The organism is Bacteroidia bacterium (assembly GCA_025056095.1).
GTDB lineage: Bacteria > Bacteroidota > Bacteroidia > JANWVE01 > JANWVE01 > JANWVE01.
This window is the reverse complement of sequence record JANWVW010000073.1, coordinates 1-12,157: the sequence shown is the minus strand read 5'-3', so window position 1 is coordinate 12,157 and position 12,157 is coordinate 1. Positions and strand designations below refer to the sequence as shown.

At 37.0% G+C, this 12,157-nt stretch carries 9 protein-coding genes; 2 read left to right on the top strand and 7 right to left on the bottom strand.

Annotation, left to right across the window (positions count from 1 at the left end; translation table 11 throughout):
- Positions 1 to 315 precede the first annotated feature (315 nt).
- From NZ519_07115 to NZ519_07100, 4 genes are all read right to left on the bottom strand, one after another.
- The gene (locus NZ519_07115; protein ID MCS7028523.1) at positions 316 to 981 is read right to left on the bottom strand and encodes a PAS domain-containing protein; all 666 of its coding nucleotides are present in this window, start codon (positions 979 to 981) and stop codon (positions 316 to 318) included.
- 94 nt (positions 982 to 1,075) lie between these two features.
- Positions 1,076 to 1,495 (bottom strand): OsmC family protein, encoded by a 420-nt coding sequence (locus NZ519_07110; GenBank protein ID MCS7028522.1) that lies wholly within the window; start codon positions 1,493 to 1,495, stop codon positions 1,076 to 1,078.
- Between the two features lie 117 nt (positions 1,496 to 1,612).
- Positions 1,613 to 3,109 carry an N-6 DNA methylase gene (locus NZ519_07105; GenBank protein ID MCS7028521.1) on the bottom strand — a complete coding sequence of 499 codons (1,497 nt, stop codon included), beginning with the start codon at positions 3,107 to 3,109 and terminating at the stop codon, positions 1,613 to 1,615.
- 5 nt (positions 3,110 to 3,114) lie between these two features.
- Positions 3,115 to 3,489, bottom strand: coding sequence for a hypothetical protein (locus NZ519_07100; GenBank protein MCS7028520.1), 375 nt, complete (start codon positions 3,487 to 3,489; stop codon positions 3,115 to 3,117).
- Between the two features lie 446 nt (positions 3,490 to 3,935).
- Between NZ519_07100 and alaS the strand changes: the two genes are divergently transcribed.
- A complete protein-coding gene (gene alaS / locus NZ519_07095; GenBank protein MCS7028519.1) occupies positions 3,936 to 6,599 on the top strand; it encodes an alanine--tRNA ligase in 2,664 nt (887 codons plus the stop codon).
- Positions 6,600 to 6,728: 129 nt separating this feature from the next.
- On the opposite strand, the gene NZ519_07090 is transcribed toward alaS, so the two are convergent.
- The 3 genes from NZ519_07090 to NZ519_07080 all read right to left on the bottom strand — a co-directional run bounded on the left by NZ519_07090 (position 6,729) and on the right by NZ519_07080 (position 10,058).
- Positions 6,729 to 8,840 carry a sodium-translocating pyrophosphatase gene (locus NZ519_07090; protein MCS7028518.1) on the bottom strand — a complete coding sequence of 704 codons (2,112 nt, stop codon included), beginning with the start codon at positions 8,838 to 8,840 and terminating at the stop codon, positions 6,729 to 6,731.
- Between the two features lie 80 nt (positions 8,841 to 8,920).
- A complete protein-coding gene (locus NZ519_07085; GenBank protein MCS7028517.1) occupies positions 8,921 to 9,733 on the bottom strand; it encodes a protein phosphatase 2C domain-containing protein in 813 nt (270 codons plus the stop codon).
- Complete coding sequence (locus tag NZ519_07080) at positions 9,723 to 10,058, bottom strand: tetratricopeptide repeat protein (protein MCS7028516.1); 336 nt, start codon at positions 10,056 to 10,058, stop codon at positions 9,723 to 9,725. Before NZ519_07080 ends, NZ519_07085 begins: the two co-directional genes overlap by 11 nt.
- A 94-nt stretch (positions 10,059 to 10,152) precedes the next feature.
- Here NZ519_07080 and NZ519_07075 point away from each other — a divergent pair, with 94 nt between their 5' ends.
- Complete coding sequence (locus NZ519_07075; GenBank protein MCS7028515.1) at positions 10,153 to 12,048, top strand: hypothetical protein; 1,896 nt, start codon at positions 10,153 to 10,155, stop codon at positions 12,046 to 12,048.
- The last annotated feature ends 109 nt before the right edge of the window (positions 12,049 to 12,157 follow it).

Genomic DNA, 12,157 nt, shown 5'->3' with positions numbered 1-12,157 from the left:
GTGCCCTTGCCCACACTTCGCTTGCGCTTGTGTGGGCAAGGTCGGCGTGCTTCGGGCTACGCTTTCGCTTCGGTGCTACGCTTCGCTTCGCACCGTGCTAACGCACGCCCTCCGCATGCCTCACGCAATATAAATTGAGTTCATTACTCAACATAACTCAAATACCGTAACAAGTCCCATTCTAACTATGCTAAAACGCACCTTTGAATGTGCAGTTGAGAAAACTACATATTGTAGCAAATTTTTGAGCAAAAACCATAAACTACAAAATTAAACTCAAAAACTGTTCGATTTCCTTAAAATGCTCAATTTGGTTCATTTCTTTCTATGCAAACTTGCCGCTATGGATATATTCCCAATTACCACATCTAACTCTTTAACCATTCTTTCCAAGTATTCTATAATTTGATAGTTATCTGGATGGGCAAGGTTTTCTTTATTCAAAAGATTCATTAAGCCTAATATGGATGCCACAGGGCGCCTAACTTCGTGGGCATTTAGCCAAGCTATCTCCTCTAATTGTCTATTTCGTTGTTGAAGAGCTTCTATGATTTCAATTCGTTGGGTAATATCTTCCGCAATACCAAGTAATTTCACAGGTTTATTGAGTGCATTTCGTTCAAAAACTAAAATTTTATTTTGTAGCCATATCAACTTGCCATCTTTTCTAAATACTCGGCAATCTATCTGTATTGCTTCATAATCTTGACATTTTTTTGCTTGGTTAAGTTGGCGAATAAATAAGCTAAAATCTTCTTTGTAAAACAGACTTTTCATTTTTTGCAGAGGCATGTTTTGCATCTCCTGTTGAGAGTAGCCCAAAATAGTTTCAGTGTGCCGAGTAGTGAAGTGTAAATTCAAGGTAAAAACATCTACAATGTATATAACCAATGAGATATTTTGATTGATTTTTTCTAGTAGTTGGTATCGGTCAAGAATCTCTTGGTATTTGTGAGCAGGGTCAAAGTTTAGACGTATCATATCAGTAGTCTATAAAATAAAGTGCATTTTTACAAATAAAAATGACCTTATTCTCTTTGAATAAGGTCAGGAACAGTGGTTGTGCTAAAAAGATTTACACTAATTTTGCTTCTAGGGTAATAGGCACGTTGAGTAACTTAGAGATAATACAGTTTGCACGGGCGTTTTCAGCAAGTTCTTGAAGTTTTTCGTTAGTCAAGCCTTGGGCTTTTACCGTAGTTTCCAAGTGCACTCCCACTACAGACCAACCGCCGTCGTTTTTCATGTCCAAAGTGGCTTTGGTTTCCACGCTTTCGGGAGTAATACCTGCGTTAGTAATTCGGGCGGCTAGTGCCATGCTGAAACATCCTGCGTGTGCTGCGGCTACTAGCTCTTCGGGGTTAGTTCCAATACCTTCCTCAAACCGAGAGGTAAAGGAATATTGCGTATTATTCAATACAGTGGTAGGTGTAGAAATGGTTCCTTTGCCCTCTTTTAATGTGCCGTTCCAAACGGCTGAAGCATGTCTTTTCATACCAAAGTGTAACAAAAAATATTCTTTTTTGGTTCCCTTAATCTATTCAAATTACGAATTTTGCACTGGAGTTTTTTGTGCAACTATCTTAACCAAAGCAAATAAAATCTCAGTGAGTTATGATTTTTCCCAACGGACTACAAACTCTTCTATAATTTTTTTATTGTATCCTTTCCAACCATTTCTAAAATCGCGAGCAGAAATTGCAATAAAATTAAGTAACCGCTCTGAATTAAGCTGTTCAAGTAAAAAGTGATAATTATCACCCTCCTTGAGTTTAATACAGTACCCCGAGTAGAAAGTTGCTTCCTCATGCTGTACGTAAACAAAATTCGGTTTTATGTTCATGGGTGAAAACAAAATTTTTTTACCAAAACTAGTATCCAAACCTTGACTGCGTCCAAAAGCATACCAAGCTACAGGATTAGGTTTTCCATTATCGCGCTTGTCTAGTTCGTTTTTTACACTTAAAAGGTATGCATAAGCCAAAGGATAGTTCTGTTTTAACTCCTCTTCACTTATAATTCTATGCTTACCATTTACTTTCTTGTATGGAAATAAGATAAATTCTTTTATCTCTTGGCTGTCCTGCTTAACTTTAGAAGCTTTGATAATAGGTTTGAGTATAGATTTCTCTATTTTTATCTTACCTTTCAGACGAGTATTTGCTATAACATAATTAGAATCATTAGGTATGTCTTCAATAGAAAAGATATAAGCTTTGTCGCAGAGAGTGGTAATTCCTACGTGAATATCGCAAATCTCTTTCAATTTTACTCCATTTTCTTGCTGCACAGGCTGAGTAGAAAGTGACCATACTTTTTGATTGACAATTTCAGTGTAAGGAATAGTCCGCTCTTCAAATTCATCTAAATGTTTAGCTTGTTGATATATCAGGTGGGACAAAGATTTTTTACCAAATACCACAATTGCACTGTATGTAGTGGCATTATCAAAAACCTGTAAATGTCGATAGTTGATAATTTTAAAAATGTTCTGGTGAGCAGCAAAGTAGTTACGCATGTATTTAGCGGTTTCGCTATACAAAAAAGTATTAGGTGTGATTAGTCCACAAATACCGTTTTCATTTAGTAAATAGTAGCAAAGCTCATAAAAAGCAATATAGCTATCTGTTGAGCCACTTTTACAAAATTTAAAATAATGTTGAATAAAAGCACGCTCTTGTTTGTCTAAATGTTGTATTCGGATATACGGCGGATTGCCTATAATAAAGTCAAATTTCGGCATTCCATAGTCAGTAATGACCCTAAATGCATTTTTAACATGAATATTCCACTTAACTTCTATTCCCAGAGGTTGAATAAGATTATTTAATTTTTCAATACACTTTTGAACTGCTTGGCTATCCACATCCCAGCCTTCAATAAACGCCAAATTATCCTTGACCTTTTCTTTGGGTGAGTATTGAATAATTCTTTGAGCTACTGCCATTAAAAAACGCCCATCACCGCATGCAGGATCTAAAATTTTTTTACCTAAACAAGCAGGATTATTTACTCCTACTTCATTAAGTATTTTTTCCACAATAAAGTCAGGTGTGTACACTTTTCCTAGTAATTTTTTATCATCGTATTTTCTAGTCAGGGAAGCCATAGTTTCTAAACTTTTGAAATATAAAACTCTGCAAATTCTTTCACTTGATTAAATAAGTTTGAAATGGATAATTTCTTATTCATAAGTTCAGCAAATTTACTGTCAAAAATAGATTCTGGTTTCACTTCTGTTACTGCTAAGGAACTTTCATCTATGTCAACAAGTAAAATTCCGATTATATATGGTTTATGTGCTTGCTGTATATCAAAAGCAAGTTTGAGATATTTTTCTAAATCTTTTTTTTCAATTCTTTCTACTTTCACGGGTATCTTATCTTTCTGTTTTTCCATGCTTTTGAGATAATATGGAGTTTCATAACGAAGCACAATAATGTGTGCGTAAGGAATATTCATCCGTTGAATATTTGCAGTTTCACCCATCATGTTTTCAAAGTAATTATTTGCATTTTGCTTGTAATTTGAAGTAATAAACTTAAATCCTAAACAAAAAATTGGATTATCATGGTAACAGACTGCTATATCATTATTATAGTATTTGCCCTCAACTGTTAGTTCTTTGTTTAAACTGCCAACATGGTGGACTTTGAATTGACTGTCAAAAATTTTTTCAAGAGTATGAGCTAAAAATATGTACAGGTTTTAATTTCTCCATACTTCTAGCTCCAAAGGTCAGATAATTTTTGTAAGACTGAGATAATGCTGATAAAAACTCTTCCTGATTGTACATAATTTGCATGTAGGTTATCTTTTATGAAGCTACAAATTTAAGCAATTACTATCTAAATACATAGCCTAAAGATAAGCTAAGCAGTTTTAGTAGAAGTAAATCTATTTAGTGTAGCGGCATAAATCACTATTTTTGTGATATGAAATCTGCACATCAAATAAGACAAGAATTTTTAGATTTTTTTAGAAGCAAGCAGCACGAGATTGTTCCCTCAGCACCTATGGTTATCAAAGGCGATCCGACACTTTTATTTACTAATTCAGGTATGAATCAGTTTAAGGAGTGGTTTTTAGGTTATACCGTACCTAAGTACCGTCGGGTAGCAAATACTCAAAAATGCTTACGCGCCAGCGGTAAGCACAACGATCTTGAGGACGTAGGTGTAGACACTTACCACCATACTATGTTTGAAATGCTCGGTAATTGGAGCTTCGGAGATTATTTCAAAAAAGAAGCTATTGCTTGGGCGTGGGAGCTACTTACAGAGGTGTGGAAATTTCCAAAAGACCGTTTGTACGTAACCTATTTTAACGGCGACACTGCCGAAAACCTTGAACCTGACTTAGAAACCAAAGAAATTTGGAAAGAATATATCAGCGAAGATAGGATTAAACCTGCTTCTAAAAAAGATAATTTTTGGGAAATGGGCGCTACAGGTCCTTGTGGTCCCTGCACAGAAATTCACGTAGATATTCGCACCGAAGAAGAACGCAAACAAGTTGATGGCTACACATTAGTCAATAGCGATAATCCGAAAGTGATAGAAATATGGAACCTCGTTTTTATGCAGTTTGAACGCAAAGCCGATGGCTCACTAGTCCCCCTACCCGCTAAGCATGTGGATACAGGAATGGGATTTGAGCGCCTTTGTGCTGTTCTCAATGCGATTGAAACCAACTACACTCAAACCTCTAACTACGATACACCTGTGTTTAAGCCAATTATCCAAAAAATAGAAGAGGTTACGCATCAAATATACACAGGACAAATAGAAAATAAAAAAGATATAGCCATACGAGTACTAGCAGACCACATTCGTACTATTGCTTTTGCTATTGCAGATGGGCAATTACCTTCAAATACAGGTGCGGGGTATGTAATACGCCGAATTTTGCGCAGAGCAGTACGATACTACTACTCATTTTTACAACGAAAAGAACCTACTTTGTATCTTTTAGTAGCCACATTAGCCGAGCAAATGAAACCTATATTTCCTGAAATAGAAGCTCAAAAAAGTTTGATTATCAAGGTTATACAAGAAGAAGAAAGAGCTTTTTTACGAACATTAGAAAGAGGTATTCAGCTTTTTGAAAGTTATCATCCGCAAGAAAATACGATTGACGGCGAATTTGCTTTTGAATTGTATGATACGTACGGCTTTCCATTAGACTTGACTCAGCTTTTAGCTCGCGAAAAAGGTTTAACAGTAGATACAGAAGGTTTTGAAAGAGCAATGCAAGTTCAAAAAGAACGCTCCCGCGAAGCCACTAAAATCACCGCAGGAGATTGGGTTGTTCTCAAAGACATTCAACAAGTAGAACACTTAATCTATGAACCAGACTTCAAAAATTCCGATAAAATTACTGAAGCCCCTACCGAGTGCCATACCTTTATAGCAAAATATCGTACGGTAAATGTTAAAAATAAAGTACAATATCAAGTAGTACTACAAAAAACGCCCTTCTATGCCGAAGCAGGTGGACAAATAGGAGATACAGGGACCTTAACTTCTGTCCACGAAACTATACACGTTTTAGATACCTTCAAAGAAAATAACTTGATTGTACACAGTGTAGATAGATTACCTGAAAAACCTCATTTAGAATTCCATGCCCAAGTAGATGTACAACGTAGAAAACGAATTATGGCTAATCATACAGCTACACACTTGCTCAACGCTGCACTGCGGCATGTTTTAGGTAACCACGTAGAACAAAAAGGTTCTTATGTAGGAGATACACACCTTCGGTTTGATTTCTCTCATTTTAGTAAGCTTACCGAAGAAGAATTACACGCTGTTGAGCAATTAGTGAATGAAAAAATAAAACAAGGTATAGAACAAGAGACTCGCTGGTACCCAATAGAGCAAGCTAAAAAACTTGGTGCACAAATGGTTTTTGGCGAAAAGTACGGAGAAACTGTGCGTGTCGTAACTTTTGATCCGAAATTTAGTATGGAATTCTGTGGTGGACTACACGTGCTTAACACACAGGAAATACGCTTGTTTAAGCTGATTAGCGAAGGTTCTATCACTGCGGGCGTGCGAAGAATAGAAGCAGTTACAGGTGATTATGCTGTTGAACTTTTACAAAACTATCAAAAAACTCTACAAACTTTGCAGGAACAACTCAAAACCAAAGATATACTTAAAGCAGTAGCACAATTGATGGAGCGAAACAAAGAATTAGAGCAAAAATTGGCACAGGCACAGCAATTCAAAGTCCGTGTATTAGTTGAATATCTCTCTACACAAATTATTCAAAAAGATGGAATGCACTATCTTTTTGCACAGGTAGAGGTAGATACCACAGAAATGATGCGCCAGATTTGCTTTGACCTAAAACATAAATTTAAGAGTGTGTATATTGTACTTACAGCGAATATTGAGAATAAACCCCAAATTGCGGTTATGTTATCTGATGATGTGGTAGCAGGGGGAAAAAATGCAGTTGAGATAGTGAGAGAGCTTGCAAAAGAAATTCAAGGTGGAGGGGGAGGACAACCTTTCTTTGCTACTGCGGGTGGTAAAAATGCACAGGGGCTTAAAGACGTACTGTTTAAAGCTAAAAAGGTACTTTCATAAATGCAAAATTGAACTATGCAGGATTTTTAAAGGTATAAAGAGTTGAGGTAGTTTTAGTGGTAAAATAAGTAAAATAACTCTTGACGCCCTGTGAAGCAGGGCGTCAAAAAATTCGGAAATTCATAAATACTACATCATTTTTGACAAAGCTGGTGCAATAATTAAAGACACAATAGACATAAGTTTGATTAAAATATTCATAGAAGGTCCAGAAGTATCTTTGAAGGGGTCGCCAACTGTATCCCCAATCACAGCTGCTTTGTGTGGATCAGAACCTTTGAAGTATTTTTTACCGTTGATATCTACACCTTTTTCAAAGGATTTTTTGGCGTTATCCCAAGCTCCCCCTGCATTTGACTGAAAAATAGCCATAAGTACGCCCGAAGTAGTTACTCCTGCTAATACACCTCCTAATACTTCCGCACCCGCAGCAAACCCTACAATCACAGGGACTAACAGTGCCAACAGTCCAGGGGCAATCATTTGTTTGAGTGCAGCTTGAGTAGCAATTGAAACACATTTTTCATAGTCAGGTTCTACGCCTTCTTTACCTTCTAACAAACCTTTAATCTCTCTGAATTGTCTGCGCACTTCTTCAACCATTCTATTAGCGGCTTTGCCTACGGCACTCATTGCCAAAGAGGAAAACAAATAAGGTACCATGCCACCAATGAATAACCCCCCTAAAACTTTTGCGTTAGAAATATCAATTTTTTCTAAGCCTGTGGTTTCCATAAAAGCAGCAAACAGAGCTAATGCTGTAAGCGCCGCTGATGCAATTGCAAAACCTTTACCAATAGCAGCCGTAGTATTGCCAACCGAGTCTAAAATATCGGTTTTTTCGCGAACCTCCTTTGGTAAGCCACTCATTTCAGCAATTCCACCTGCATTATCTGCAATAGGTCCAAAAGCGTCAATAGCTAATTGCATGCCTGTAGTCGCCATCATACCCGAAGCAGCCATAGCTACTCCATACAGACCTGCCATATAGTAAGAAGATACGATTCCTACACTTAACACTAAAATAGGCAAGAAAGTAGAGGACATTCCCACGCTTAACCCCGCAATAATATTGGTAGCAGGTCCAGTGGATGATTGGCGCACAATTGTATTCACTGGCTTTCTACCCATAGAGCAATAGTATTCTGTGATAATACTAATCAAAGCACCGACAATCAAACCTATGGCTACGGCACCAAAAACGTTCATAGGCGTATACTCTTTTATGCCTACGATAAACTTATTAGGAAGCATCCAGTTGATTACAAAGTAAGATGCAATTACAGTCAGAATAATAGCTCCCCAGTTACCTAAGTTAAGCGCCATTTGTGGTTTAGGATTGACATCAGAAGTGCGTACAAATAATGTCCCTACAATAGAAAATACCATTCCTAATACTGCAATTACCAGTGGCAAAATAGTAGTAGATAAACCCCCAAAAGAATCCCCAACAACGAATACAGAGGCACCTAGAACCATTGTAGCCAAAACAGTACTGACATAAGAACCGAATAAATCTGCTCCCATTCCTGCTACATCGCCCACATTATCACCTACATTATCAGCAATAACTGCAGGATTACGAGGGTCATCTTCAGGAATACCTGCTTCTACTTTACCTACTAAGTCTGCGCCCACATCTGCTGCTTTTGTGTAAATTCCTCCACCTACACGTGCAAATAAAGCTATACTCTCTGCTCCAAGAGAAAATCCTGTCAACACATTCAAAACTCTATGTAGTTGGTTACCGTTGGCACCGTTGCTATTAAACATGTAGTTAAACAAAATAAATAAAGCTCCTAATCCTAATATACCCAGCGCTACTACACCAATCCCCATCACAGCGCCTCCTGCAAAAGAAATGTTTAGTGCCTTTGCAAGAGAGGTTTTGGCTGCTTGGGCAGTTCTATAATTCGCTTTGGTCGCAACACGCATACCCAAAAAGCCCGCTGTACCCGAAAAAGATGCCCCTACAATAAAAGCTAAAATAATGAACGGTGAAGAAGTAGGGTCATTCCATGATAAAATACCTAATAAAATAGCAGCTACAACCACAAAAATAGCTAATATCCTGTATTCGGCTTTTAAGAAGGACATAGCTCCCCGCGCAATATATGAACCTATCTCTTGCATGCGCTTATCTCCTGGGTCCTGTTTAGCTATCCATTTTGAACGTAGGAAAATGTACCCTAGTGCTAATAAAGCCAATACGGGAATAAGATAAATGACACCTTGATTCATATCTACTTAAATTTGAATTAAATACAACAGCGTGCAAAGTTATATGCAAAGTGTATAAATCTCAAAATTTTTTGCTCTTTTTACGGTTTGCACACTAAAATCAAACTTTTATCATCTATCTCTCGCGCAAGGGTAGGGTTGCCACATTTGAGAAATTCTTGCCACATAAAAGAAATTTCTCTATCTGATTTACCTTGTTGATATAGCTGCCTTAATATCTGCACTAAGGGATTAAAAAATTTCGGATAAGGTTTATTGATATCCTCATAGATACCTTTCTCTGGATTCCATTGCATACATTCAAAAGAAGCTCTTTCGCAACCATCGCTCAATACACAAAAAGCAGTATAAGACTCTTGTATTACTTGTACCTCTAACCACGTTTCAGGTTCTTGAACCCATATAGGTGAGGTCAAAAATATAGTTTGATTAGCTTCCTCACCTTTATGCGGTACAAATAAAGCATGCCAATCTCCTTTTGCATCGCAATAACCTGCACGCCCATCTCCTAAATGAAAACTAATCAAACTTTCAGTAGAAAACACAACTGCATTAACCGTACAGCTTAGACTATCTAGAAGATAATTTTGGGCTTTCAAATACTCCAATGTCCTAACTAACAAATTGAAAATATTTTCTTTGAGCTGACTTTTGTTTTCTACAAGAATTTCCCAATTAATTTTGGCAGATTCTTTAATTAAAAATCCCACGCACAAGTGAGCACCAATATGAGAAAAACCCGATGAACCTGCTCCATCACAAACTACTGCAATTCCCCAACCATTCTCCCAAGTTTGATATCCACAAGCATCTTGCATAGGCTGCTGGTGTATTTTATGCGACATACCTATCGCAGAACCATAAGCCGCAATAAACTTGCAATTATTCATCATACTCTAAACCTGCGGCAATTCTATAAGCTGTCTGTAATTCTGAATGGGCGTGCATATTTTTAGCCTTTAACGCAGCTTGCATACCTTTTTGATAGGTTTCTATGGCTTTTTCTGTAAGCCCTTTTTTCTCGTACAACTTTCCTAGATGATAATATGTACCTACATAATCAGGATGGTGAGTTACTAAATACTCATAATGCTTTTGAGCATTTTCTATATCGCCTAAACTATTGTATTCAGTAGCAATTGCATAACGCGTAAAAGTATCATCTGGGTCTTGGTCAAGAAATTCTAATAACATTTTAAGGCGATCTTCTGCTTTCATACTTCGCAAAAGTATAAAATTTATGCAAACGCTCTATCAAATTTTACTTGCACTACTGCTGTTAAAATTGAACTTTATGATGTATTTTTGTATAGTGCGTATTTTTACTTTGGTCAGTGGTATTTTTTGGACTTTGCTTGTTTTTTCGCAAAGTAAAGATACGGCTTGGGTTTTGTCTAAATCTCAACGGCAAAACATTAACACTTTCATATTCCAAAGTCTGTACTATCAGCATTTTTTACGCACTAAAAACACTTTTGAATATCAATTAAAAACAGACAATCTATACAATCCAACTGTGCCACAAAAATGGGTACAAGCTATTCAAACGGGCTATTTCTCACATTCGCATATACTTTCTAAAAAACTACAATGGAAAAATTACTCACAGACCATAAATTACCTGCCCACAAACTTTTACACATTCCAAGCTTTTACAGGTGTTAACTACATGCCATTAGATTCTTTGCAGCTCCAAGCTGACATAGGTTGGAACTATGACCAAAGAGATAGATATAAAAATCACGGTTGGGCTACGCGTATGCTCCTTCAATTTGATAAAACCACACAAGACAAACAACAATGGAAAGCCCAGCTCAACTCTCGATATTATAGCCTTCAAATACGAAACAATTTCAACTACAATGCTAAATTAGCCTATAAAATTCCTATAAAAGATCTTATCAAACTTCATCTTGCTGCACAGCATGCTTTTTGGCAAGTAGAGGACTTTTTTTCTAAATCCATTCAACGAATCCGCAGCGACTCCACTCAACTTGACCTTTTTTTTACCTATCAGCTTACAAAGCGAATTTTTCTCTCCACACAAAACTATTTACAGATTCATAACCGAAGATTCTATTTTCGCCCTCTCGAAACCCTAACTCCTGAAAGAAATAACAGTCAGTTTAGACAGTTTGCTTATCAATTACAAGGTACTTTATCTTGGAAGTTAGATTTTTTTAACGTAGATTTTAGTTTCAAAAACAGTGTTGAAAACCGAACTTTTGATATAGAAAACACGCTTAACCTTGCGCCTACTACTTTTCAAATTCAACGCAATCAAGAAAAATTGAAAGATTATGCCCAAGAAACCACACAATGGACATGGAACAGCCAACTAACTATTCGAAAAAAATGTATTGTTACTCACAGCTTTATTGGAGAATTACTTCGTTTTGATACCCCCAGCAAAGATAATTTTGATGACAGGGATGTACTTTTATATTCAGGTGAGCAGGATATAAAATACTTAATTTCGCGTTCTTTCAAAGCAGGTTTGTTGTTTAGTGGTATTTACAGGCACATTGTGTACATTTTTGCACAGCAGAGTAAGGAAAACTACGCTCAATACATCATTAAAATGTCCCCTTATGCGGAGTGGAGCAATAAAAAATGGGAGATTAAGGCAATTTACCAGCAATGGAGCATGTACAATGTGCATGACTTTTCTTTGATGCAGAATAATGACCGTAGCACGCGTTTGCTCAGTACCGAAGTGCATCTTCAATGGCAGATGCATCCCAAATGGCAGCATAAGGTAGATGTTTTGTATAGCAGGCGTAACATAGGCAAACTTAATTGGAAGCTATTTACAGAAATTCCTATTGACACTACTTTTACCTACGACTATGCGTATAAATGCACATTTTCAAGCAAAAAGTGGAGTATTTATCTCGGCTATCACCATTTTTTGCAGCAAAGGCGATATGAATCAGGATATAAGCAAGAGCGTACAGGTTTATCCAAAGCTATTTTATTGAAAGAAAACAACTTTCAAACAGGTCCAACTATGGGTGTAGAAGCGCGCTTAAAAAGTACGTTTTCTTTTTCTTTTGAAAATTGGCTACAGTGGTATTTTACTCGGTATTATTTTAAGGAGAAAGTAGGTGTGCCTTTGTTTATCAATTTTACGGAAAGTCAGCTTTTTCAAACGCCCAAGCCCCGTATTATTCCGTATTTTTTATTGAATGCTTCTGTACGTTGGTAACGTATTTTTAGTCAAGAGATAGTAATTTTATTTTTTGGGCGTGCCCTTGTGGGCGTTTCGCTTGCGCTCATGCCCACAAGGTCGGCGTGCTACGGGCTACGCTGACGCT

Excerpts from the sequence above, each read along its gene's own strand:
- NZ519_07110 (MCS7028522.1), bottom strand. The coding sequence starts at position 1,495 with ATGAAAAGACATGCTTCAGCCGTTTGGAACGGCACATTAAAAGAGGGC.
- NZ519_07085 (MCS7028517.1), bottom strand. The coding sequence starts at position 9,733 with ATGATGAATAATTGCAAGTTTATTGCGGCTTATGGTTCTGCGATAGGT.
- alaS (MCS7028519.1), top strand. The coding sequence starts at position 3,936 with ATGAAATCTGCACATCAAATAAGACAAGAATTTTTAGATTTTTTTAGA.
- NZ519_07105 (MCS7028521.1), bottom strand. The coding sequence starts at position 3,109 with ATGGCTTCCCTGACTAGAAAATACGATGATAAAAAATTACTAGGAAAA.
- NZ519_07090 (MCS7028518.1), bottom strand. The coding sequence starts at position 8,840 with ATGAATCAAGGTGTCATTTATCTTATTCCCGTATTGGCTTTATTAGCA.
- NZ519_07115 (MCS7028523.1), bottom strand. The coding sequence starts at position 981 with ATGATACGTCTAAACTTTGACCCTGCTCACAAATACCAAGAGATTCTT.
- NZ519_07080 (MCS7028516.1), bottom strand. The coding sequence starts at position 10,058 with ATGAAAGCAGAAGATCGCCTTAAAATGTTATTAGAATTTCTTGACCAA.
- NZ519_07100 (MCS7028520.1), bottom strand. The coding sequence starts at position 3,489 with ATGGGTGAAACTGCAAATATTCAACGGATGAATATTCCTTACGCACAC.